Origin of the sequence: Pseudomonas medicaginis (assembly GCF_965119365.1) — a bacterium.
Taxonomy (GTDB): Bacteria; Pseudomonadota; Gammaproteobacteria; order Pseudomonadales; family Pseudomonadaceae; genus Aquipseudomonas.
Genome location: NZ_OZ221631.1, coordinates 4,339,962 through 4,364,765 on the forward strand (window position 1 = coordinate 4,339,962; position 24,804 = coordinate 4,364,765).

At 60.1% G+C, this 24,804-nt stretch carries 19 protein-coding genes; 8 read left to right on the forward strand and 11 right to left on the reverse strand.

The annotated features are described in order from the left end of the window. The first annotated feature begins 187 nt into the window (after positions 1-187). The gene (locus ACMTA2_RS19180; RefSeq protein WP_413791279.1) at positions 188-1,186 is read left to right on the forward strand and encodes an acyltransferase family protein; all 999 of its coding nucleotides are present in this window, start codon (positions 188-190) and stop codon (positions 1,184-1,186) included. Between the two features lie 67 nt (positions 1,187-1,253). Here ACMTA2_RS19180 and ACMTA2_RS19185 read toward each other — a convergent pair whose 3' ends face one another. The 3 genes from ACMTA2_RS19185 to ACMTA2_RS19195 all read right to left on the reverse strand — a co-directional run bounded on the left by ACMTA2_RS19185 (position 1,254) and on the right by ACMTA2_RS19195 (position 5,592). Continuing rightward, positions 1,254-3,302, reverse strand: coding sequence for a TonB-dependent siderophore receptor (locus tag ACMTA2_RS19185; protein WP_413791280.1), 2,049 nt, complete (start codon positions 3,300-3,302; stop codon positions 1,254-1,256). A 242-nt stretch (positions 3,303-3,544) separates the two neighbouring features. Further along, entirely contained in the window at positions 3,545-5,314 is a 1,770-nt protein-coding gene (locus ACMTA2_RS19190) for a sodium:solute symporter family protein (RefSeq protein ID WP_413791281.1), read from the reverse strand. 11 nt (positions 5,315-5,325) lie between these two features. Beyond that, the gene (locus ACMTA2_RS19195; RefSeq protein ID WP_413791282.1) at positions 5,326-5,592 is read right to left on the reverse strand and encodes a DUF4212 domain-containing protein; all 267 of its coding nucleotides are present in this window, start codon (positions 5,590-5,592) and stop codon (positions 5,326-5,328) included. 246 nt (positions 5,593-5,838) lie between these two features. Here ACMTA2_RS19195 and ACMTA2_RS19200 point away from each other — a divergent pair, with 246 nt between their 5' ends. Beyond that, positions 5,839-7,635, forward strand: coding sequence for a methyl-accepting chemotaxis protein (locus tag ACMTA2_RS19200; RefSeq protein ID WP_413791283.1), 1,797 nt, complete (start codon positions 5,839-5,841; stop codon positions 7,633-7,635). Between the two features lie 767 nt (positions 7,636-8,402). Here the strand turns inward: ACMTA2_RS19200 and ACMTA2_RS19205 are convergent. Both ACMTA2_RS19205 and ACMTA2_RS19210 read right to left on the reverse strand, forming a co-directional pair. Beyond that, positions 8,403-8,600, reverse strand: a complete 198-nt coding sequence (locus ACMTA2_RS19205) for a YbdD/YjiX family protein (RefSeq protein ID WP_003201656.1) — start codon at positions 8,598-8,600, stop codon at positions 8,403-8,405. A gap of 15 nt (positions 8,601-8,615) precedes the next feature. Continuing rightward, positions 8,616-10,676, reverse strand: a complete 2,061-nt coding sequence (locus ACMTA2_RS19210; protein ID WP_413791284.1) for a carbon starvation CstA family protein — start codon at positions 10,674-10,676, stop codon at positions 8,616-8,618. 314 nt (positions 10,677-10,990) lie between these two features. Between ACMTA2_RS19210 and ACMTA2_RS19215 the strand changes: the two genes are divergently transcribed. Continuing rightward, positions 10,991-12,352, forward strand: coding sequence for a cache domain-containing protein (locus tag ACMTA2_RS19215; RefSeq protein WP_413791285.1), 1,362 nt, complete (start codon positions 10,991-10,993; stop codon positions 12,350-12,352). A gap of 30 nt (positions 12,353-12,382) precedes the next feature. Further along, the gene (locus ACMTA2_RS19220) at positions 12,383-13,015 is read left to right on the forward strand and encodes a response regulator (RefSeq protein ID WP_413791286.1); all 633 of its coding nucleotides are present in this window, start codon (positions 12,383-12,385) and stop codon (positions 13,013-13,015) included. 33 nt (positions 13,016-13,048) lie between these two features. Here ACMTA2_RS19220 and ACMTA2_RS19225 read toward each other — a convergent pair whose 3' ends face one another. Together ACMTA2_RS19225 and ACMTA2_RS19230 are read right to left on the reverse strand one after the other, a co-directional pair. After that, positions 13,049-13,918, reverse strand: coding sequence for an SDR family oxidoreductase (locus tag ACMTA2_RS19225; protein WP_413791287.1), 870 nt, complete (start codon positions 13,916-13,918; stop codon positions 13,049-13,051). 55 nt (positions 13,919-13,973) lie between these two features. Next, the gene (locus tag ACMTA2_RS19230; RefSeq protein WP_413791288.1) at positions 13,974-15,203 is read right to left on the reverse strand and encodes an arabinose transporter; all 1,230 of its coding nucleotides are present in this window, start codon (positions 15,201-15,203) and stop codon (positions 13,974-13,976) included. Positions 15,204-15,344: 141 nt separating this feature from the next. On the opposite strand from ACMTA2_RS19230, the gene ACMTA2_RS19235 reads away from it, so the two are divergent. The 4 genes from ACMTA2_RS19235 (at position 15,345) to ACMTA2_RS19250 (ending at position 19,570) form a co-directional block, all read left to right on the forward strand. Continuing rightward, the gene (locus tag ACMTA2_RS19235; RefSeq protein ID WP_413791289.1) at positions 15,345-15,998 is read left to right on the forward strand and encodes a TetR/AcrR family transcriptional regulator; all 654 of its coding nucleotides are present in this window, start codon (positions 15,345-15,347) and stop codon (positions 15,996-15,998) included. Between the two features lie 90 nt (positions 15,999-16,088). Further along, positions 16,089-16,880 (forward strand): transporter substrate-binding domain-containing protein, encoded by a 792-nt coding sequence (locus tag ACMTA2_RS19240; protein ID WP_413791290.1) that lies wholly within the window; start codon positions 16,089-16,091, stop codon positions 16,878-16,880. Between the two features lie 96 nt (positions 16,881-16,976). Beyond that, a complete protein-coding gene (locus ACMTA2_RS19245) occupies positions 16,977-18,854 on the forward strand; it encodes a DUF294 nucleotidyltransferase-like domain-containing protein (protein ID WP_413791291.1) in 1,878 nt (625 codons plus the stop codon). Beyond that, on the forward strand, positions 18,851-19,570 hold the full coding sequence (locus tag ACMTA2_RS19250; protein ID WP_413791292.1) for a 3'-5' exonuclease: 720 nt from the start codon (positions 18,851-18,853) through the stop codon (positions 19,568-19,570). The genes ACMTA2_RS19245 and ACMTA2_RS19250 overlap by 4 nt, the downstream gene beginning before the upstream one ends. 48 nt (positions 19,571-19,618) lie before the next feature. On the opposite strand, the gene ACMTA2_RS19255 is transcribed toward ACMTA2_RS19250, so the two are convergent. The 4 genes from ACMTA2_RS19255 to ACMTA2_RS19270 all read right to left on the reverse strand — a co-directional run bounded on the left by ACMTA2_RS19255 (position 19,619) and on the right by ACMTA2_RS19270 (position 24,471). Further along, positions 19,619-21,289 (reverse strand): BCCT family transporter, encoded by a 1,671-nt coding sequence (locus tag ACMTA2_RS19255; RefSeq protein ID WP_413791293.1) that lies wholly within the window; start codon positions 21,287-21,289, stop codon positions 19,619-19,621. Positions 21,290-21,573: 284 nt separating this feature from the next. Then, positions 21,574-22,593 (reverse strand): TRAP transporter substrate-binding protein, encoded by a 1,020-nt coding sequence (locus ACMTA2_RS19260; protein ID WP_413791294.1) that lies wholly within the window; start codon positions 22,591-22,593, stop codon positions 21,574-21,576. A 55-nt stretch (positions 22,594-22,648) separates the two neighbouring features. Beyond that, positions 22,649-23,929, reverse strand: a complete 1,281-nt coding sequence (locus ACMTA2_RS19265) for a TRAP transporter large permease subunit (RefSeq protein ID WP_413791295.1) — start codon at positions 23,927-23,929, stop codon at positions 22,649-22,651. Beyond that, positions 23,926-24,471 (reverse strand): TRAP transporter small permease, encoded by a 546-nt coding sequence (locus ACMTA2_RS19270; RefSeq protein ID WP_413791296.1) that lies wholly within the window; start codon positions 24,469-24,471, stop codon positions 23,926-23,928. Before ACMTA2_RS19270 ends, ACMTA2_RS19265 begins: the two co-directional genes overlap by 4 nt. Positions 24,472-24,804 lie beyond the last annotated feature (333 nt).

The following is a 24,804-nucleotide window of genomic DNA, read 5'->3' on the forward strand; positions in this document are numbered from 1 at the left end:
GGGCTTTTGCCGGACCCCGATGTTGCGTACAGCAGGCCCCGCGATAGCCATCCAACTGAAACATATGTGTCAAATGTGACAATTGACCCCACTACCCCGCCGTCGCCCCGCAAACCGCTATTAACGGCTCGCAAAGCCGCATAACGTACCGCGCAAACGGATCAACTCTGATTAAGGATGATGCGCGTTGGGGGTTTATCGGCTGCTGCTGGCCATGCTCGTGGCCGTTTCTCATATGGGCGTGACGTTCATGGGTATCAACCCCGGCGTCGTTGCCGTGGTGTCCTTTCTGATCATCAGCGGCTTCGTGATGACCTCGCTGATCGAGAGGACCTACAACACCCCTGGCCAAATTGGCCTGTTCTACATGGATCGATTGCTAAGGCTGTACCCGCAGTTCCTGGTGTACTTCGTCCTGTCCTGCGCGGTGATCCATTTCCTGCTGCCAGGAACGCCCCAGGCAGCCGCACTGACGCTCGAAAACATCGCCACCAGCCTGCCGATCGTGCCGTTGGGTTTCTACATGTTTGGCATCACCGTGCCCGAGATCCTGCCACCTGGTTGGTCCCTGGGGCTGGAAATGTGCTTTTACCTGTTGATCCCGTTCCTGATCCTCTATAAAGCCCGGGGCATTGCGTTTGTGGTGTCCCTGACGGTGTTCATGGCCGCCTCGTTGGGCTACCTCGACACCGACATCTACGGCTATCGACTGCTTCCCGGTGTGCTGTTCATTTTCCTGTGTGGCAGCTACCTGTATCGAGCCCAGGCCAAGGGGTTGTGGCTCGTGTCCGTCACCCTGCTTGTTGCCGCCTTGATGTTCCTGGCCATCGTCGTGGGAATCATTCCCCGTCGACCGTTCAATGCCGAGGTGACCTTAGGCATCGCCCTGGGCCTGCCGGCGGTGTTTCTGCTCGGCAGGCTAAAGCACCACCGGCTCGATGAGTTCATGGGCAACATCAGCTACGGCGTATTCCTCAATCACTTTGTGGTGATGTATGTGCTGCGGGCGTTCTGGCCAGTGGAGTACAGCATCCTGATCATCACGGCGGTGCTGGTGCTGTCGTTCGCGATGAGTGGCGTGTCTTACTACGCGGTCGAGCGACCGGCGCTGAAACTTCGTCACGCTCTCAGGGCAGGCGTTAAATACGGCGCCACACAGCCTTCCGTTGGCAGCACGGCGGCTTAGCCTCTGCAGCCATACAAAAATGCCCGGAACGCAGGTCCCGGGCATTTTGTGTTTCAGCACAGCCGAATCAGAACGTTACGCTGGCGCTCAGCTTGGCAGTACGCGGTTCGCCGACGTTGACCTGCAACTCGCTCCCCGTGGAGGACGGGTAGTACTGCTTGTCGAACAGGTTGTCGACGTTCAGTTGCAACGACGTCTTGTGCCCCAGCACCGGCGACTCCCAGCGCAGGAAGGCGTCGGCGACGGTGTAGCTGCTTAGCCAGAATGTGTTGGTGTTGTTGGCAGCGCGCTCGCCGACGTAGCGGGCACCGGCACCGGCGTGCCAGGCACCGAATTCGGCCGGGACGTTCAGGTGGTGGGTCAGGTAGAGGCTGGCGGTGTGTTTGGGCGCGTCGGAGAGGCGGTGGTCTTCGTTCTTAGGGTCATCAAGTATTTCTGTATGAGTGTAGGCATAGGTGCCGATCAGATCCCAGCGCTCGGCCAGGCGGCCGGTGATGTCGAGTTCCAGGCCTTGGGAGCCGACTTTGCCTGCGGCTTCTGCAATGTTCTTTCCGCCCACTAGCGTGGTAGTGACTACATTCTTTTTGACGATATCGAACAGAGCGAGGTTGATATTCAGCCCAGGCATTGGGTCGTATTTGGCGCCCACTTCATAACTACGCCCTTCTTCCGGTTTGAAGGTACTAAGGTTGTCGTCGACGGTATCGTTGGGCTTGAATGAACGGCTGTAATTGCCATACAGCGACAGGCTCTCGTCGGCTTTATAGACCAATCCCAGGAATGGAACGAATGCGTCCCCATTATCGTCGCGAACCCCCTCTCGCTTGATCATTCCCTGTTCGGCAAATTGGTCGTAATGCTGGTAACGACCACCGAAGACCAGGATCCAGCGATCATCAAGGTGCCAGTTGTCCTTGAGATAGATGGAGCTGGAGGTCAGTTTGTTGCTCAAGTTGCTTTGTTTGGTATTCAGCTTACTGGGTTCAGCCAGGCCACCATAAACCGGTGCGGTGATGTCGAACCCCCCTTCTGCATCCCCACGGTAAGTCTTGCCACGAAACTGATCTGACACCTGATTATCGATACCCACCAGCAGATCATGGCGCTGACCGAACAGCTCCTGCTTACCCATGAAATCCCAACTGGCATAACGTGTCTCGTCATCGTATCGAGCACCGTTGGATTTTCTGCTCAACTCATTTCCCGTCAAACCATCGGGCTGCGCAATCGAAAGACTGTACCGATCATTGTTCCAGCCATAGGTGACCCGCGTCTTCCACGCCTCGCTCAGCTCATACTCGAACCGCGCCGTCGCCGTTTCGCGAATGCCGACACTCTTGGCCCAAGGCTCATCCAGGCGTTTGTCATAGTCGATATCCACCGGATGCCCGTTCCTGAACACCGTCCCGCGATCAAACGGATTGGAATATTCGTTGTACTCATAGCTGAGATTCAACGAAGCCCGCTCCCCCGTCCAAGCCAGGGACGGCGCCACCAGGGTGCTCTCATTGACGCCGTAGTTGCGCCAGTAATCCTCATGCCCACGCTCGGCGATCAGGCGATAGGCCAGGCCGGTATCGCCCAGCGGCCCGGTAGTGTCCATGGCCATGGTGCCGCCGCCTTCGCTGTAGGCCGAGCCGCTCAACGTGGTGCTTTGCGTGTACTCCGGTTTCTTGCTGATGACGTTGACCAGGCCGCCAGGCTCCAACGCGCCATACAACATCGAAGCCGGTCCCTTGAGCACTTCAACGCGGTCGGTGGTGGCGCTGAAGTTGTGCCCCAGGTTCGACCGCACACCGTCGCGCAGGATCGAACCGTCGTCGTTGGTACCAAACCCGCGCTTGACCAACGAGTCCCGCGAGCCACCCAGCGTGTTGCCCTGGCTGACGCCGCTGACAAACTTCATCGCATCGTTCAACGAACGTACCTGATAGTCCGCCAGGGTCTGCTGGGTCACCACGTTGATCGATTGCGCTTCTTCCTTGATCGGAACATCGCTCTTGCTCGCCGTGCTGGCTTGCGACGTCGTGTAGCCTTCGTCCTGAATGATCCGAGTGCCCTGCACGTTGGTGCTGGGCAGTTCCAGAGCGTCCTGTGCTCTCAAAGGGCTTGCCATGAAACAGAAAGACAGCGCGGGTAAAACACATTTGACGAGGGCATTGCGGTAGACGAGAGGGGTGGGACGATTCAAGACACGCACTCACAGAGGGACAGGAATGAGAGTGAATATACTTTGAGAATGATTCCCAGTAAATCTTTCTAACACCTCCTGGCTTGACTCTGCGCAAAAAAAGGGCGCCGGATGATGAGTCTGACGCCCTTGATGTTTACCCTCTTCCAGTCTCAGCCTGCATACGATCAGTGGTCAATGGCAGCCCCGGCGCCTCTCGGTACGCGGATGTCTTCGACCAAGTGCTGGATGTGCTCGGGTGGCGGTGCGGTAAAGCGTGACACCACCACCGCGGCCAGGAAGTTGAAGAGCATCCCCAACGTGCCGATGCCTTCAGGGGAAACACCCAGCCACCAATGCTCGGCCGTGTTCATCGTCGGGTTGATGAATTTGAAGTAGACGATGTAGGTAAACGTGAACGTCAGCCCGACGATCATCCCGGCAATCGCACCTTCACGGTTCATGCGTTTGGAGAAGATCCCCAGAACAATGACCGGGAAGAAGGAAGACGCCGCCAATCCGAAGGCGAACGCAACCACCTGGGCGACGAATGCGGGTGGATAGATGCCGAACAACCCGGCAATCAATACCGCCACGCCGGCGGCGATTCGTGCAGCGAGCAATTCCTGCTTCTCGTTGATCCTGGGCATGATGTTGCTTTTGAGCAGGTCATGGGAAATCGAGGTGGAGATCACCAGCAACAACCCCGCCGCCGTCGAAAGCGCCGCCGCCAGGCCACCGGCAGCGATCAATGCGATCACCCACCCCGGCAGGCCGGCAATTTCAGGGTTGGCCAACACCATGATGTCGTTGTCGACATAGAGTTCGTTGGCCACTGGCGAGACCTGGTTTTTCAGCAACCGCTGCTCATGTGCCCCTCGCTCGCCGGTGAAGCTCGGCGCACCGACCAGGGCCGCCCCCGGACCATACTGGATAATGCCGTCGTTGTTCTTGTCCGCCCAGGCTATAAGGCCCGAGTTCTCCCAGGTCTTGAACCAGCCAGGGGCAGTGGCGTAACTGACGTTGGGAATAGAGGTGAGTAAATTGGTGCGAGCAAAGGCTGCCACGGCCGGTGCGGTGGTATAGAGAATAGCGATGAACAACAATGCGTAGCCGGCTGACTTGCGGGCATCGCGTACGGTCGGCGTGGTAAAGAAACGCACGATCACATGGGGCAGGCCCGCAGTACCCACCATCAGCGCCATGGTGATGAAAAACACATCCATGGTCGATTTGGTGCCATCGGTATAGGCGGTGAAGCCCAGCTCGGCACCCAGCCCGTTTAGCCGCTCGATCACGCTCTGTCCCGAACCGGCCACTTCGCTGATAAAGCCCAACTGCGGTATCGGATTACCGGTGATCATTATCGAGATATAGATTGCCGGCACCATGTAGGCAAAAATCATCACGCAATATTGCGCCACCTGAGTGTAGGTGATGCCTTTCATGCCACCGAGTACCGAGTAAAAGAACACGATGGCCATGCCGATCATGACACCCGTGTTGATATCGACTTCCAGATAACGGGAAAAGACGATGCCCACGCCACGCATCTGTCCCGCCACGTAAGTAAAGGAGATGAAAATCACGCAAATCACCGCCACCACCCGGGCGGTCTGGGAGTAATACCGCGCGCCGACGAACTCGGGCACGGTGAACTTGCCGAATTTGCGCAGGTAAGGCGCCAGGCACATCGCCAGGAGCACATAGCCCCCGGTCCAGCCCATCAGGTAGACCGAACCGTCATAACCGGCGAAAGCGATAATGCCCGCCATGGAAATGAACGACGCCGCCGACATCCAGTCAGCGCCAGTTGCCATCCCGTTCAATACCGGATGCACGCCCTTGCTCGCAACGTAGTACTCACTGGTTGAACCGGCTCTTGTCCAGATGGCTATCGCGATGTAAAGCGCAAAGGACGCTCCGACGAACAAATAGATCAGGGTTTGGGTATCCATGCTCGTCACCCTCAGTCTTCGTGGACATCATATTTGCGATCGAGCTGATTCATCTTCCAGACATAGAAGAAAATCTCGATGACAAAGACATAAATGGAGCCCTGCTGGGCAAACCAGAACCCCAGCGGGGTACCGAAGAAACTGACGGTGTTGAGTGAATCAACCAACAAAATGCCGAAGCCGAACGACACCAGGAACCAGATGGCCAGCAATATCAACATCCAGCGTAGGTTTTCCGTCCAGTAGGCACGCGCAGCTTGTTGCTTTTCAGTGGACATGGAGGTGCTCTCCCGTTTTGTTTTTATTGTTTTGCACTTCAAACCGTAGCAGCCGCTGGGCAAGGCGCTAGTACGACTTTCGTCTAATTCAATCCAATGGGTATTGACATCCCTGCCTCATCGCCCAGGAAAGGTTAAAAACCTCGAAATAGCAGACTGATATCAAATCGCCCCAATACGCTAAAGCTTTGCCGCTATCGGTCGAATGTATGCCATTGAGAGATTTTTTTGCCCAGGAGCAGCGGCATGCAGACGTTAAAGGCCTTGTACGAGTCTATCGAGGTGCAATTTTTCGATACCCTCACCAAAAAGCTGTCGAGCCTTTTCCTGTTGGTGCTGGTCAGCGGCTTGTTGTATTGGGTGGCCCTGAGCGCCCGCGCAGAGATCGTGCTGCTGTTGCGCACCGCGCAGTTGGACGGCGCATTGCTGGGGCAGATCGAAGGCCGGCTCGATAGCCTCACCCATGCCCTGCTCTTCGGCGCGATCCTGACGCTGGGCATGATCAGCTTCATGGTCTGGTATTTCCGCCACCTCATCGTGCGCCCCGTCACCGCCATGACCAAGGCCCTGGAAGAGATCGCAAACGGCGAAGGTGACCTGTCCAAGGACCTGCCGCTGGTCACTCACGACGAGATCCGCACGCTGGCCGGCACCTGCAACCGGTTCCTGGCCAAGCAGCGGGAGATCATCAGCAATGTCCAGGCGCTGACCGTGCACATCGCCGTCGAATCGGCCCGCTCGCTGAAGAACATCAGTGACTCCAGCGACAGCGCCACCCACCAGGCCCGCTTCGCCAAGGAGGTGATGGACCAGAGCAACACCGCCGTGGGCCGCATCGAAGAAGTCTCGCGCCAGACCCAGGGCATCTCCAGCACCACCGCGCAGAACCTGAGCATGGCCCGCGACTCCTACGCCGAGCTGCTGGAAGTGACCGGCAATATCAGTGAAATCTCCAGCAGCCTCGGTGAGTTTGCCACCCTGGTGAGCGCCCTGAACCAGCGCTCCTCGAGCATCAAGTCGATTGTCGGGTTGATCCAGCAGATCTCTGCCCAGACCAACCTGCTGGCCCTCAATGCCGCCATCGAAGCCGCCCGGGCCGGCGAAAGCGGTCGTGGCTTCGCGGTGGTGGCCGATGAGGTGCGTACCTTGGCCCAGAACGTCAGCCGGGCCACCGACGATATCTCGCGCAACATTGACGCCATGCTCGATGAAGTCAGCTCCACCCACGAACAGACCACCCAGATCAGCCACAGCGCCCGGGAAACCCAGAAAGTGGTGGAGCGCGCCTCCGGCCATTTCGAAAGCATGATCGGCGATTTCGAGTCCACCAACGGCAAGCTGGCGGACATCGCGACCCATATCCAGCAGTTCGCCGACAGCAACACCGGGATCAACGACCGGGTTACCCAGATTCACGCCGACAGCCAGTTGATCGACCAGCGCATGCAGCATTCGGCAACCGCCACCCGCGACTTGTCCGGCGTGGCCGAAAAGGTCCAGGCGCTGTTGGGTCGCTTCGTGCTCGGCCATGGCAAGCTGGACGCCGCCATCACTCGCGCCAGCGAGTGCCGCGACACGCTCCAGGTCCGCCTGGAGGCACTGCAACGCGAAGGCTTGAACCTGTTTGATCAGAATTACCAGCCAATCCCCGGCACCGACCCCAAGCAGTACATGACCAGCTACACCGAACGCTTTGCCCAGGTCTGCCAGGAAGAATGCGACAAACTCACCCGCGGCACGCCGGGTGGCAAGGTTTCGTTCATGGTCGACAGCAAGGGCTATTGCCCGGTGAACAACAGCTGGGTCTCCAAGCCACCGACCGGCGACCGGACCGTGGATTTGCCAGTGTGCCGCAACAAGCGCATCTTCAACGACCCGATCGGCCTGCGCGCGGCGGGCAACGTCCAGCGCTTCCTGCTGCAGACCTACCTGCGCGATACCGGGGAAATCATGACCGAGATCGACGTACCGTTCTTCTTCGACGGCCGCCATTGGGGCAACTTGCGGGTAGGATTCGATGCGGCGGTGTTGTTGGCGGAGTGAGGTTGGGTACAGCCATAGATCTTATGGCTGACCGGCCGTCTTCGCGAGCAAGCTCGCTCCCACAAGGGATCCAGGGCGCCGCATACGCATCTTGAGCCCACCCCAGAACAACTGTGGGAGCGGGCTTGCCCGCGAAAGCGGTGGGTCATCCAACATTTTTATCGACTGACCCACCCTCTTCGCGAGCAAGCCCGCTCCCACAAGGGATCCAGGGCGCATACGCACCTTGAGCCCACCCCAGAACAACTGTGGGAGCGGGCTTGCCCGCGAATGCGCCAGGCCAGTCGACATTTCCACCAACTGACCCACCCCCTTCGCGAGCAAGCTCGCTCCCACATGGGATCCAGGGCGCATACGCATCTTGAGCCCACCCCAGAACAACTGTGGGAGCGGGCTTGCCCGCGAATGCGGTGGGTCATCCAACATTTTTATCGACTGACCCACCCTCTTCGCGAGCAAGCCCGCTCCCACATGGGATCCAGGGCGCATACGCATCTTGATGCCCACCCCAGAACAACTGTGGGAGCGGGCTTGCCCGCGAATGCGGTGGGTCAGTCAACATTTTTATCGACTGACCCACCCTCTTCGCGAGCAAGCTCGCTCCCACATGGGATCCAGGGCCGATACACATCTTGAACCCACCCCCAGAACAACTGTGGGAGCGGGCTTGCCCGCGAATGCGGTGGGTCAGTCAACATTTTTATCGACTGACCCACCCTCTTCGCGAGCAAGCCTGCTCCCACAGAGGTTGCCTCAGGGCTGCCGGCTCAACAGCACTTGGGCCCACCCTTGCCACCGTAACGGGCCTCCTGGCGTTCGCGAAAGAACGCCTCGTAGTCCATCAGCGGTTTGTCCGGGTGTTTGGTTTGCATGTGCTCGACGTAGTTGTCGTAGTCGGGCATGCCGACCATCAGGCGGGCGGCCTGACCGAGGTATTTACCCAGGCGACTCAAGTCATTGAACATCGTTGCAATCCTCTATCAAGCGTCCGGCAGGGCCTGGAATGGTGCTTCTTTATCCGTGCGCTCTTTTGTACCCCAGGCGGCGATGCCGACCTTGAGCGCGTAGAACAGGATGCTGAAGACCACGAACAGGAACAACACCGTCAGCGTTGCGTTGGTGTAGGCGTTGTACACCACGTGCTGCATCTGCTCGATGCTCTTGGCCGGGGCCAGGATCTGGCCGGCGGCCAGGGCATCGTTGTATTTGCGCGCCAGGGCCAGGAAGCCGATCGCCGGGTTGGCGTCGAACAGCTTGATCAGGCCTGCCGAGGTGGTGCAGATCAACAGCCAGGCCGCCGGCAGCATGGTCACCCAGACGTAGCGCTGGCGCTTCATCTTGATCAGCACCACGGTGGCGAGCATCAGGGCGATACCGGCCAGCATCTGGTTGGAGATGCCGAACAGCGGCCACAAGGTGTTGATGCCGCCCAGCGGATCGATCACGCCCTGGTACAGCAAATAACCCCACAGCGCGACGCAGCCGGCGGTGGCGATCAGGTTGGCGGCCCAAGATTCGGTGCGCTTGAGGGCCGGCACGAACGAGCCGAGCAGGTCCTGGAGCATGAACCGCCCGGCACGGGTGCCGGCGTCCACGGCGGTGAGGATGAACAGCGCTTCGAACAGGATCGCGAAGTGGTACCAGAACGCCATGGTGTTCTCACCCGGCAATACCGAGTGCAGGATCTGCGCGATACCGACCGCCAGGGTCGGCGCACCGCCGGCACGGGCCAGCACGGTGGTCTCGCCGATGTCCTTGGCCACCGCTTGCAGCGCCTCGGGCGTGATGGCAAAACCCCAACTGCTGACGGTCTGGGCCACGGCCACCACGTCACCGCCGACGATCGCCGCCGGGCTGTTCATGGCGAAGTACACGCCTGGCTCGATGACCGAAGCCGCGACCATGGCCATGATCGCCACGAAGGACTCCATCAGCATGCCGCCGTAACCGATGTAGCGGGCGTTGGTTTCGTTATCCAGCAGCTTGGGCGTGGTGCCCGAGGAAATCAGCGCATGGAAGCCCGAGACCGCGCCGCAGGCGATGGTGATGAACAGGAACGGGAACAGCCCGCCCTTCCACACCGGCCCGGTGCCGTCGGTGAACTGGGTCAGTGCCGGCATTTTCAGCTCGGGCATGGTGACCAGGATGCCGATCGCCAGGGCGACGATGGTGCCGATCTTGAGGAAGGTCGACAGGTAGTCCCGCGGTGCCAGGATCAGCCACACCGGCAGCACCGCCGCGACGAAGCCATAGCCGATCAGCATCCAGGTGATCTGGATGCCGGTGAAGGTGAAGGCCTTGGCCCAGACCGGGTCGGCGGCGATCTGCCCACCCAGCCAGATCGAGCCCAGCAGCAACAGCACGCCGATGATCGAGATTTCTCCGATGCGGCCCGGGCGGATGTAGCGCATGTAGATGCCCATGAACATCGCGATCGGGATGGTCGCCATCACCGTGAAGATCCCCCACGGGCTCTCGGCCAGGGCCTTGACCACGATCAGCGCCAGCACCGCGAGGATGATGATCATGATCAGGAAGCAGCCGAACAGCGCGATGGTGCCGGGGATGCGGCCCATTTCCTCGCGCACCATGTCGCCCAGGGAGCGACCGTTGCGACGGGTGGACAGGAACAGGACCATGAAGTCCTGCACGGCACCGGCCAGCACCACGCCGGCGATCAGCCAGAGCGTGCCGGGCAGGTAGCCCATCTGCGCCGCCAGCACCGGCCCGACCAACGGCCCCGCCCCGGCAATGGCCGCGAAATGGTGGCCGAATAGAATGTGTTTGTTGGTCGGAACGTAGTCCAGGCCATCGTTGTTGAGCACGGCGGGGGTGGCCCGGCGCGCATCGAGTTGCATCACGTTGTTGGCGATGAAGAGGCTGTAGTAGCGGTAGGCGACCAGGTAGATGGCCACGGCGGCGACGACGATCCAGAGGGCGTTGATGGGTTCGCCGCGGCGCAAGGCCACGACACTCAACGCACAGGCTCCCAGAACAGCCACGGCAAACCAGGCGAGGTGTTTAACCAGACGGGTTGTCATTGCGTGTCTCCTGCCGATATCCAGTGGATTGCGGCGATTGTTTTTATAGTGTGCCCCGGCTATTCGGAGCCGGCCCAATATCCCTGCAATGGGTCAACAAATAAATCCGTAGTACTACGTAGAACCCCAATTCCCCCTGTGGGAGCAAGGCTTGCCCGCGATAGAGTCCATACGGTCTTTCATACGCCGCAGCGCCTGCATCGCGAGCAAGCTTTGTTCCCACATGTCTTGCGCCACAGGTTTTATGCCTCACCCATGGGTTTGGCATATGATGCCGCCATTCGCCTCCCCGCCGAGTCCGGACAGGAGTACAGATGCTGCTCAAACACAAAATCGTCGCCCTCGGGATTTTGCCGCTGGTCCTGGCCATCGCGGTCATCTGCGCCCTGGTGATCTCGCTCAACCGCCAGTTGGGCGATCAACAGGCGCAACTGATCGAAGACAGCATCCTGGCGAGCAAGCGCGCCGAGTTGAAGAACTATGTCGAGATGGCGCAGAGCCTGATCGCCCCGCTGTATGACAACGGCCAGGGAGACGCCCGGGCGCAACAGCAGGTCCTGGAAGAACTGCGCAAGCTCAGCTTCGGCATCAACGGCTACTTCTTCGTGTACGACCGCCAGGGCCGCAGCCTCATGCATGCCCGCCAGTCCGAGCTGGTGGGGCAATACCTCTGGGACATGAAGGACCCCCACGGCCTGCCGGTCATCCAGGCACTGATCAAAAGCGCCGAGTCTGGCGAAGGGTTCCAGCGCTACGCCTGGAACAAGCCCTCCTCCGGCCAGGTGACCGACAAGCTGGCCTATGTGGTGATGCTGGACAAATGGGGCTGGATGCTCGGCACCGGGATTTACCTGGAGGATGTCGAGCGCGCCACCCAGCAGGCCCGTGACGAAGTCGCCCATGGCATCCACACCACCATGCAAGCCATCGCCGCAATCGCGTTGGTGGCGGTCCTGCTGGTATTTGCCGGCGGCATGACCCTCAACGTCAGCGAACATCGCCTGGCCGACAAAAAGCTGCAGCGCTTGAACCAGCGCATCGTCAGCTTGCAGGAAGAAGAACGCTCGCGGGTTTCGCGCGAGCTGCATGACGGCATCAGCCAACTGCTGGTGTCGATAAAGTTCCAGTTCGAACTGGCCAGCCACGTGTTGGAAAAGGGCCAGGAAAACGGCCTGGGCATCCTGAAGAACGCCACCGACCGGCTGGGCGAAGCCATCGGCGAGATTCGCAACATCTCCCACGACTTGCGCTCCTCCCTGCTCGACACCTTGGGCCTGCCCGCCGCCATCGGCCAGCTCGCCAGCGAATTCCAACAGCGCAGTGGGCTGGAAGTGTCCTACCGAAGCAACGAATTCGATTGTCGCCTTGAAAATGGCGCCCCTGTCTCGCTGTTTCGCATTGCCCAGGAAGCCCTGACCAACATCGAGCGCCATGCCGGGGCGAAAAGTGTCGGCATCACCCTGTTCGGCTCCAGCCAGTCCTTGCGGCTGACGGTGGTCGATGACGGGATGGGGTTCAACGTCCCACAGGTGGAACGCGGCCATGCCGGCATCGGCCTGCGCAATATCCGCGAGCGAGTCGAGCATTTCGGCGGACGCCTGGAAATGACGTCGGTGCCGGGCCGCAGCGAACTGGACATCCTGCTGCCCATGAATCTCTCGGTCACGGAAAGCTGATGGCCCCCCCTCCAACAAGAGTACTTGCCCATGAACACGCCTCCCGTGATTCGCGTCGCGCTAGTCGATGACCATTCCCTGGTCCGAGATGGCATCAGGGCCCTGCTGTCGGTGATGCCGCAACTGGATGTGGTGGGCGAAGCCGAGAACGGCGCGCAAGCGATCGAAATGGTCGGGCGCTGCCAACCGGACCTGTTGCTGATGGACATTGGCCTCAAGGACAAGAACGGCCTCGAGCTGACCCGACAGTTGGGCAAGCAATACCCCAGCCTCAAGATCCTCATCCTCAGCATGTACGACAATTATGAGTACGTGAGCGAATCCGTGCGTTCCGGCGCCAGCGGCTACGTGCTCAAGAACGCGCCGTCGCGGGAAATCATCGCGGCCATCGAAGCAATCATCCGCGGCGGCACCTTCTACAGCGCCGAGATCGCCCAGCGGCTCGCCACCGACCCACACACCGATAACGAGCTGACGCCGCGCGAAAGCCAAGTGTTGTCCAAAATGGTCCAGGGCTTGAACAACAAGGAAATGGCCCGTGAACTGGACATCAGCGTACGCACCGTCGAGACCCATCGCCTGAGCATTCGCCGCAAGCTGAACATCGACAAGCCCGCAGCCCTGGTGAAATACGCGATCGACCACGGGATCATTTCGCACTAGGTCCCACACCGCCCTCGCCACCGGCTATTCATTTCAATCGGTGTGGTAATAGCCCGGCAACTCAAGATCATCCAATAGACTCGGGCCGCTTGGCGTCCAGCCCAGCAAGGCACGGGTGTATGCGCTGGACACGGCCATGTTCGCCCCCGCCATGTGAGCGAACCAGCCGAAATGCTCGCGCTCGCGGGATTCCACCGGCACCCCCAGGCCACGACCGATTGCCTGGGCAATGTCCTTGAACGGCACGGCCTCGTCAGCGACGGCGTGGTAAACGGATTGCGTCACCCCCTGCTCCAGGGCAAGCCGATAAACCCGCGCGGCATCCTGTCGATGCACACCCGACCAGCAATGGCTGCCATCACCGGGGTAAGCCGATACGCCGTTTTCCCGGGCAAGGCGAATCAGGATCGGCACGAACCCATGGTCGCCGAGGCCATGGACCGAGGGCGCCAGCCGCACCGTCGCCACACGCACCCCACGCTCGGCCAGGTCCCGGGCGGCGGCTTCGGACCTGCGGGGCGAGGCCGGGCTCACCACTTCCAATTCACTCGCGCCCCGCGTCAATCCAAACAGGCCCGACGTCACCAGCAACGGCCGGTCGGAGCCCCGCAAGGCATCGCCCAACGTTTCGATGGCGCGGCGGTCCTGCTGGGCATTTTCGGCAAACCGGGAGAAGTCATGATTGAACGCCGTGTGAATCACCGCGTCCGCCGCCGAGGCTGCGTTGTGCAAGATGTCGAGATCATCCAAAGTGCCTGGAATCACCTTCGCGCCTGTCGCAGCCAGTGTGGCGCCTTTTTCTTCGCATCGGGCCAAGCCGGTGACCCGATGCCCGGCGGCGATCAGATCCTGTACCACGGACGCCCCAACCCAGCCCGTGGCACCGGTAACGAATACATGCATATGCAACGCTCCTGTTCTAAAAAACCGACCGAAAATCTTATAACCCATCGAAGACTCAGGATTTGTATTGAACTTGTGCTTCCCCTCCTCTGAGCAGCATCAGGGCCACCCCGAAGGACAACCCAACGGCAATCGCGCCGCCCAGGTAAACCGCACCGATACCCCAGTCACTCGCCAACAAACCGGCCAGCGGACTGGTGATGCCCAGAGAAATATCGAGAAACGCGACGTAGGCCCCCATGGCGAGACCGCGTGCCTGCGGTGGCGCACGCCGTACCGCTTCCACGCCGAAGCCGGGAAAGGCCAGGGAATAACCGAAGCCGGTGAAGGCTGCGCCCAAATAAGCCATGGTCGCGGTGTCGGCGCTCCAGATCAGCAGCAAGCCAACGGTTTCGATCAATACGCAAACCAGCGCGACGCGGGCGCCGCCAATTTTGTCCGGAAGGTGCCCGAAAAGCAGGCGCGCAGCGATGAAAGCCACACCGAATGCCGTGAACGCCAAGGAAGCGTTGCCCCAATCCCTGGCCGCGAACAACAGGGCAATGAACGCCGTGAGGACACCAAAGCCGACGCTGCAAAACGCCAATCCCATGCCGGGAACCCATACAGCACCGAGCATCGTGTAGAACGGTGTACGCCGGGTCGCCGTAGGGGCGACAGCGCGCACGCCCGCGACAATCGCCAAGGCCAGCAACGGAATGAACATCGAGGCCATGGCGATACCGATAAACCCCCAGGCGCTGTTGAGCGTCACACCGAGCGGAGCACCCAATGCGTAGGCGCCGTACATGGCGATGCCATTCCAGGCCATGACCTTGCCGGCATGCTGCGCCCCCACCAGGCCGATACCCCACCCCAGCGCACCGGTGACAATGAGGCTTTCGCCAATTGCCAGCAGCACCCGACCGACCGACAAGAGCCAGACCGACGTGACAGGCGCGGCAACGAACGCCAGGGAAAGCAGATAGACCAGCCCTGAAACCGCGGCTGTCACCAGCCCGGTCATGACCGCGCGTTTACCACCGCGCATGTCGGCAAAATTGCCGGCCCAGGCCCGTGACACCAGCGCCGCGGCGAACTGCGCGCCGACCACCAGACCGATAACCAGCGTGCCCATGCCCAGCGTGTCATGCAGATGGAGGGGCAAGACAGGCAGTTGCATGCCGATCGTGAGGAAACCGATGAATACGGTCAGCGTGAGCGGCAACAGCTTGAGTGCCGGACTGGCCTCGACGGCTGCCTGTGGCGCCGAAGAAGCACCGAGATGAATATTGTCTTGTGTCATAACCCTGCCTACGGAAAGGATGCGATGTGACGTTGAACGCTGCCTGCGGAGCCGACTAAAATGCGATCAATTCGTCGCATTCAAGATACGAACAATCCGTCGCATTTCCTATTCGCATTCCCTTCCAAGGCTCATGCCCGTATGCCCGAACGCTCAAGCCCGCAGATTTCCTCGCGTAAACAGCCGAAACAGGCACGCTCCACCGAGCTCGTCGCCGCCGTTCTGGAAGCGGCTGTTCAGGTTCTGGCGACCCAGGGCGCGGCACGTTTCACGGTGGCCCGGGTTGCCGAGCGAGCTGGCGTGAGCGTCGGCTCGGTGTATCAGTACTTCCCGAACAAAGCGGCGATCCTGTTCCGGCTGCAAAGTGATGAATGGCGCCAAACCAGCGACATGCTGCGCGAGATTCTTGAAGACGACCTCAAGCCGCCCTTCGAGCGCCTGCGTACCTTGGTGCAGGCGTTCATCCAGTCCGAATGCGACGAGGCCCAGATACGCGTCGCCCTCAACGACGCCGCCCCGCTCTACCGCGACGCCCCCGAGCATCATGCGGCGCGGATGTCGGTACAGCAGTCGGTGGGCGCCTTCATGCTGCAAGCACTGCCAACCGTCCCGGCGCAGGCCCGTGCCTTGGCGGGTGACCTGGTGATTACGACGCTCAGTACCGTGGGTAAGCGATTTTCATCAGCGCCCCGCTCTCCTGTGGAGGTTGCCGTCTATAGCGACGCCATGGCCGATATGTTCTGCGCCTACCTGGAAAGCCTGCATCGACAGCCCCCCGAGCCTACGCCCAGCTGACGGTTCACGATCAACACCGCCGTGACAGCGAGCAGGCGCTTTCACTACACTCCCCGGTCTTGTTCCCTTCCGTTGCGAGACGTCCTATCCATGAAAAACATAACACGCTCGATGACGCTCTGTGGCCTGTTGGCGCTCTCCTGCAGCGCCTTGGCCGAACCGGCACCTTCGCTACTGGACCAGGTTCAGCAACGCGGCGAACTGAAGGTGTGCACCACCGGCGACTACAAGCCCTATACCTTTAAAACCGCAGCTGGCGAATACGAAGGCATCGATATCGACATGGCGCGCTCCCTGGCCGCCAGCCTGGGCGTCAAGGTGCAATGGGTGCAGACCACCTGGAAAACCCTGATGCCGGATATGGTTGCCGGTCAATGCGACATCGGCATGGGCGGGATTTCGGTGACGCTGGAGCGCCAGAAGAAGGCCTATTTCAGTACCACCCTGGACGTGGATGGGAAAATCCCGCTGGTGCGTTGCGAAGACAAGGAGCGTTACCAGACCCTCGAGCAGATGAACCAGCCTTCGGTGCGTCTTGTCGAGCCGGCGGGCGGCACCAACGAAGCCTTCGTCCGAGCGTTCCTGCCCAACGGCCAGCTCAGCTTCCATGACAACGTGACCATCTTCCAGCAACTGCTGGACAAGAAAGCCGACGTGATGATTACCGACGCCTCGGAAGCGCTCTACCAGCAAAAACTCAAGCCCGGCCTGTGCGCCGTCAACCCGACCCGTTACCTGCAATATGGAGAGAAAGCCTACCTGCTGCCACGGGACGACAACACCTGGAAGATGTACGTCGATCAATGGCTGCACCTGAGCAAGGCCAATGGCAGCTACCAGAAGGTGATCGGGCAATGGCTGGCGGTGCCTGAAGGCCAGTGACGAAGCGGTGGTCGCGCACACTTGCCAACAGCGGATTTGTGCGCGCTCCCATGGTCTGGCATGTTGTTCCTCTGAAGCGAACAGCCACGAGGCCCCATGCAAATCGAACTCTTGGAAATCAGCGAGCATCTGCATCGCTTTCCCCCATTCGATGCCCTGCCCCAGGCAACGCTGGAAGACATTGCGCGGCGCGTCGACGTCGCCTATTTCAAGGCGGGCAGCCCTATCCTCGAAGCAGGCGCCGTCATACACGACCTGCACTACGTACGCAGCGGCGCCGTCGAGATCTATCGACGCGGCGGCGAGCTGTATGACCGCCTGGTGGAAGGCGATATTTTCGGCCAGGCCGGCCTGCTACGCAGCAACAAAGTGCGTTTTCCAGCCACGGCGCTGGAAGATAGCCTGATCTATTTCATCCCGGCGGATGTCATCGCCCAATTGTGCAAGCGGCACGACAACTTCGCCGATTTTGTCGAAGCCGAAGGTCACTCCAGGCTCAAGTCGGCCGTTGAGGCCCAAGGGCGCGCGAGCGATCTGATCCAGCTTAAATCCCGTGCCTTGATTTCCCGCAAGCTGGTCTGGGTCACGCCACGAACCAGCGTCCAGGAAGCCGCACAGCTGATGACCGAGCAAAGCGTTTCCTGTGTCGTCGTCCTGGAGCGGGACGGGCATAACCCCGGAAAGATGCTCGGCATCGTGACCGATCGAGACCTGCGCACTCGCGTGGTGGCCGCCAACCGCAGCGGCAACACCACCATCGGCGAAGTCATGTCGAACGACCCGGTGTCCATCCAGGCCGACGACTCGCTGTTCGAGGCCATGCTGTGCATGCTTCGAAGCAATATCCACCACCTGCCGGTGATGCATAAGGGCCGCGCTCTGGGCCTGATCAATCTGTCGGACATTATCCGGCACGAGTCCCAGAGCAGCTTGTACCTCGTCAACAGCATCTCCAACCAGACCAGCGTCGAAGGTCTGCGATCATTGCTGCGGGATCTGCGCGGCACCTACATTCGCATGGTGCGCGACGGTGCCACCGCCCACATGATCGGCAGCGCCATTTCAGGTATTGGTCGCGCCTTCACCCAGCGCCTGTTCGAACTGGCCGAAAGGGCGTTGGGGCCGCCGCCGGTTCCCTATTGTTTCATGGTGCTGGGCTCGATGGCCCGGGACGAACAGTTGCTGGTGACCGACCAGGACAACGCCCTGGTACTGGATGATCGTTTCGACCCGGCCCTGCACGATGAATATTTCAGGAAGCTGGCCACCTTTGTCAGTGACGGGCTCGCCGCGTGCGGCTTCAGCTACTGCAAGGGCGGGATCATGGCGACCAACGTCCAGTGGCGTCAGCCGCTGCGAGTCTGGCGCGACTATTTCACCCAGTGGATTGAAAAACCGAACGCCGCCACACTGCTCAATGCTTGTATTTTCTTTGACCTGGACGGCGTCTATGGTCGGTTGGAAATGGTCGATGCGCTCAAGGCGCTTTGCGCTGAAAAATCAAAGGCCACGCCAGCCTTCCTGGCGGCAATGGCCCGCAACGCATTGAACAGGACGCCACCCCTGGGTTTCTTCCGCACGTTTGTCATGGAAACCGACGGGGAGCAAAAACAGATCATCAACCTGAAGGGCCGTGGCACGGCGCCCCTTACCGACCTGATCCGAATTCATGCGCTGGCGTGCGGGAGTACCGCACAAAATTCCTTTGATCGACTCGAAGCCATCAGCACGACAAAATGGCTGCAACCGCAAGCCATTGATCATCTGCGCTACGCCTTGGAGTTCCTATCGATGGTGCGCATACGGCACCAGGCCCATGCCATCGAACAGGGCCGGACACCCGACAACTACATCGAGCCCGAGCGCTTTTCCACCATTGAGCGCCACAACCTCAAGGAAGCGTTCCAGGTGTTGAGCAATGCGCAGAAATTCTTGCGCTTCCGCTATCCCGGCCACGCACGGCCAACACGATGAGCGATTCACGGAACTCGCAGAGGCAGACAACAGCAGACTGGCCGGCGCGCTTTGAACAGTTGGCACAGCAAGCCAGACACCCTCTCTTGCAGCGTTTCTACCGGGCCGGCGTTGCCAACGGACAGACGCCACTGGAGCAGGTGGACCTGCTGGCCCTGGACCTGGAAACCACCGGTTTGAATGCCCATAGCGACAGCATCGTCAGCATTGGCCTGATACCGTTGACGCTCAAGCGGATACGCTGCGGCGAAGCGCTGTACTGGATCATCAAGCCCGCGCGACTGACCGACGAATCGGTCACTTTCCATCGCATCACCCACGCAGATATCCGCCATGCCCCCCGGTTGCCGGACATCATGGAGCACCTGCTGGAAGCAATGACAGGGAAAATCATGGTCGTGCACTACCGGGCCATCGAACGTGATTTCCTGGATCAGGCGTTTCGTCACCACTGGGGGGAAGGCCTGCAATTTCCAGTCATTGACACCATGCAACTCGAAGCGCGGCAGGTCCGGGGCCATCGCAACTGGCTAGACCGATTGTTGCAACGCCCTCTCGCGTCGGTCCGGTTGGCGGACAGCCGCCCGCGCTATCACCTGCCGCCCTACCACGCCCATCAGGCCTTGACCGATGCGTTGGCCACGGCCGAGCTGCTGCAAGCGCAAATAGCCACTCACTACAGCCCTGACGTTGTGGTTGGAGAACTTTGGGACTGAGGCCGACGATGGAACATGACCCTTTCCATCATCGGCGCTCCTCGACCGTCAGGAGCGTGGTTCGGAGAGCAATCCCTTGACCAGCGAAATGCAGCCCAGCAGCAGGACTATGGCGAACGGCAACCCGGTCGACACGGCCATGGCCTGCAAGGCAACCAAGCCCCCTCCCAGCAACAGTGCGATGGCGATCACCCCTTCAATGACCGCCCAGAAGACCCGCTGCGGAACGGGCGCGTCGACCTTTCCGCCCGCGGTGATCGTATCGATCACCAGCGAGCCGGAGTCCGAGGACGTGGTGAAGAACACGATCACCAGCACAATGCCCAGCAGGGACGAAATCTCCTTGAAGGGCAGTCCTTCAAGCATGACGAACAACTTGAGTTCCAGCACGGCATCCTTCACGCCGCTGAGGCCCTGCAGGGTGGCCTGATCAATGGCCGTCCCGCCAAAGGTCGTCATCCACAGCACCGACACCAACGAAGGCACCAGCAATACCGAAACCAGGAACTCACGAACGGTACGGCCACGGCTGACCCTGGCGATGAACATGCCCACGAACGGCGACCAACTGATCCACCAGGCCCAATAGAACGCCGTCCAGCCCTGGGTGAACTCGGTGTCCGTGCGCCCGAAAGGATTGGACAATGCCGGCAGATATTCGACGTACGTCACCACGTTCTTGAAGAAGCCAGTGAGGATGGCCAGGGTTGGCCCCACGACGATGATGAACAGGAGCAACAGGAGCGCCAGGCCCATGTTGATTTCGGACAGCAGCTTGACGCCCTTCTCCAACCCGGCAAGTACCGACCACAGTGCAATCAAGGTGATGCCGATGATCAGTAGCACCTTGCTGACGTTGGTGGACGGAATACCGAACAGGTGCTCAATCCCCGCCGCGGCCTGCTCCGCACCGATACCAAGCGATGTCGCCAGGCCAAACAGCGTGGCAAAGACCGCCAGGATGTCGATGATATGACCCGGCCAGCCCCAGACACGCTCACCCAGCAGAGGATAAAAAATCGAGCGTATCGACAGCGGCAAGCCTTTGTTGAAGGAAAACAGCGCCAGGGACAACGCAACGATGGCGTAGATAGCCCATGGATGCAGCCCCCAATGAAAGATAGTCGCAGCCATCGCCAGGTCTGCTGCGCCTCTCATGTCACCCTGTGCACCACCCAGGGGGGCCCAGTCCGTACGCACGCCATTGGCATCGACCGTGACTCCGCCCATTGCGGCAGCGTAATGCGACATCGGCTCCGCAACGCCATAGAACATCAACCCGATGCCCATCCCGGCGGCGAACAACATGGAGAACCAACCCAGGTACGTATGATCCGGCGTGGCGTCGCGCCCGCCCAATCGGACCTTGCCCAATGGCGAAACGATCAGCGCCAGGCACAGCAATACGAAGACATTGCCTGCGCTCAGGAAGAACCAGGCCAAGTGCCGGGTCAACCAACTGCGCATTGAACTGAACAGCGGTTCAACTTCGTTTTGCAGGGCCAGTGTCATGACGACGAACAGCAAAACGGTGGCGGCAGAGATAAGGAAGACTTTGCCGTGGATATCCAGAGAGAACGAAAACTGACCGCTGATATTGTCCTGTCCTATGACATAGTCGGTTTCAATGAGATTGGCCTCGCCGCTGGGGGCTGGTATTCCCTCCGTGCCGGGCGTCTGGGATTTTCCTGCTAGATCGTCTACAGGATTTTTACCCACGTGAACCTCCTTTGATTTACGGCACGCGCATGCGTGCCATGGCCTGATGAGTCCCGCCGCTCCAAAGTGAAAACGAGATATGCGAGCCCTAGCCTAACAAGTTTGGAGGCATGACGAGGGCATCGAGACCGGCCATGACTGTTCTACAAACGCCAATACGCTCCTACGAGAAACGGCGGCGTCCCTGCTTTGTGCCTTGGGAAAAATCGGCCGCAGACACAACGAAGGGCGCCGGGACACTGCCCCGACGCCCTTCATCGCCCCTCGACAGGAGTGCCTTCACCTCACTGGGCGGCACGCACCTTGGCAATCTCGTCATACATCATTTTCACCAGATCGCCATCCAGGGACTTGGCGAACTTGTCGATCACCGGTTTCACCCGCTCGCGCAAGCGATCTTTCTCGGCCGGGCTGATCTCATTGACGGTCATCGCAGCCGCCAACGTGGCCTTGGCCTTGTCCATGCTCGCCGCCGTGACTTCACGCTGGAATGTTTGCGCCTCGGCCGCGGCCGCGCGAATCATCGCCTTTTCATCGTCATTGAGACGGTTCCAGGTCTTCTGGCTGATGATCAACGACTGCGGGTTGAAGATGTGCCCCGTGACGGAAAGGTACTTCTGCACCTCGTAGAACTTATTGCCCTCGATCACCGTGAAAGGGTTTTCCTGGCCGTCGATGGTGTGTTGCTCAAGGCCGGTGTAGACCTCGGGGAACGCCATCGGCACGGGGTTGGCGCCCAGGGCGGAGAACGTCTCCAGGTAGATCGGCGACTGGATGACGCGCAGTTTCAAGCCCTGCATGTCTTCGAGCCGGGTCACCGGGTGCTTGCTGTTGGTCAGGTTACGGAAACCCAGGTCCCAATAACCCAGCCCCACCAGCCCTTTGCTGTCCAGTTGCGCCGCCAGTTTCTGCCCGACCGGCCCATCGATGACCGCATGGGCTTCCTCGACGTTGTTGAACAGGAACGGGAAATCGAGCATGGCGTAATCCGGGGCCTGGGCGGCCAGGATGCCGGAGTTGAGCACGGTGATGTCCAGCGTGCCGCCCTGCAACGCCGACACCGTTTGCACATCACCGCCCAGCGTACCGCCGGGGAACAGACGAACCTTGATCTTGCCGCCACTCTTTTCGCTGAGCAGGTCAGCGAACTTCTGCGCGCCCTGGCCCTGGGGGTGTTCCTTGACGTTCTGAAAGGCGAATCGCAAGGTCCGTTCGCGGATTTCGTCCGCATGGCTGGCCGCGCTGGCCAACAGCAAGCCCGTCGCGCACGCCCCGGCCAACAGGGTTTTCATCAGTTTTCCCATGTCACTCTCCGATCATTATTGTTTTTGAGTCGAGTTACTACGGCCTGCACCGGTCTCAACCGGTGAAGAATTTCAACGGTCCCAAGACCAATTGTGGGAACAGGACCAGCAGGAGCAATACCGCCAGCTGCGCAAGCAGGAACGGCCACACGCCACGAACGATGTCTTCGATATTGAGCTTGGAAACCCCGCTCACCACATTGAGTACAGTGCCCACGGGCGGAGTAATCAGGCCAATGGCGGTGTTGATCAGGAACAACACGCCAAAGTAGACCGGGTCGATGCCCGCCTGGGTGATTGCCGGCATCAGCACCGGCGTGAGGATGAGAATGCTGGGCGTCATGTCCATGACCGTACCCACCAGGATGATCATCAGCATGATCACCACCAACAGCAGGGTCGGGCTATCCATGAACGGCTCGAGCACCGCCGCCAATTGGCCCGGCAGGTCGGCAATAGTCACCAGCCAGGAAGAAACCATGGCGGCGGCTACCAGCAGCATCACCACCGAGGTGGTCTTGGCCGAGGACAGGATTACCCCGTACAACTGGCTGACTTTCATTTCCCGGTAGATCACCAGGGATACGAACAGCGAGTAGACCGCCGCCACCACTGCCGCTTCCGTCGGGGTGAAAATGCCGAACTTGAGGCCGAAAACAATGATGATCGGCAAGCCCATGGCCCAACTGCCCTCGACCAACGCCCGCAGGACCTGGGCACGGGATTGCTTGGGTGGCGTCTCGACATCCTCGCTGCGGGAAACGATCCACCAGGCAATGGCGAGCGCCACTCCGAGCATGATGCCCGGCACAATGCCGGCCAGGAACAACTTGGAAATCGACACCCCGGACGCCACGCCAAAGACGATGAAGCCAATGCTCGGCGGTATGACCGGCGCGATAATGCCACCGGCGGCAATCAAACCCGCCGAACGCGCCCGATTGTGCCCGGCCAACACCATCATTGGCACCAGCAACGCCGCCAGTGCCGCCGCATCGGCCACGGCCGAACCGGAGAGCGATGCCAACAGGCAGGAAGCGATGATCGCCACGTAACCCAGGCCTCCGCGCTTGTGCCCCACCAGCGCCATGGCAATGTTGACGATGCGTTTGGACAACCCGCCGACGTTCATGACTTCACCGGCCAGCATGAAGAACGGCACGGCCATCAGCGGGAAGCTGTCCGCGCCGTTGAGCAGGTTCTGGGCAATGATTTGCGCGTCGAACAGATCCAGGTAAGCCATCAACGCCACGCTGACCACCAGCAAGGCAAACGCGATGGGCATGCCCAATGCCATGCTGCCTATCAAGGACCCGAGGAAGATAACCAGTGTCATGGGTGGGTACTCTTGGTGGCGTTATGTGCGATTCCCTCGGCGTCGTTGTCCTTGACCATCACCAGCTCGTCGTCTCCCAGCTTGCGGAACAGCGCCAGGTAGAGTTCGTAGAGCAGGATGGGAGCGGCACTGGCGCCGAACACCAGGCCGGCGCCATAGAACAGCGCCATGGACAATCCTGACGCCGGGGCAACCACCTCCAGGTTGATCGCCGCCTGTTGCCAACTGCCACTGAAGATCAGCCAGCAGATGTACAACATCAGCAAATGGCCGATGACCAGGCAAATCCGCTTGCCGGCCGGCGGCAAGCGCTTGACCAGGCTGTCCATGCCCAGGTGGGCGCGGTCCTTGAGCGCCACCAGGGCACCGAGAAAGATCATCCAGACGAAGCACCAGCGCGACAGCTCCTCCGACACACTGATGCCCGAGTTGAAGGCATAGCGCAGCACTACATTGCCGAACACCAGCAGGATCATCACGACCATGCACACCACTATCAGCAGCTTCAGCAGCTTGAAATACAGATCCACGACTTTTGTCATCTTGAAGAACTCCGAGGCTTGTCGAGTGCCCACATCCCAGTGGTGCGATAAGACCGAAACAGCATTGGGCCGCTAGCGGATCGAACCTGGGAGGCTGGAAGGTGCACTGGAAAGACGGATCAAGGGGACCGCGTGGGGCGCTTGGGTAGGCATGGGTGTTCCTCTATATTTTTATTATGGTCTTTTGCCACGTTGGGCAAGACACGTGCCGCTAAAATGTACCACCCGGTTAGTTTGGTCAATAACCCACGGGGGGATAGGCCGCAAAGCGTGCGATTATCGACCAGACAATTCGCGGTAGAACCCTGTGGGAGCCGAGCTTGCACGCGATGG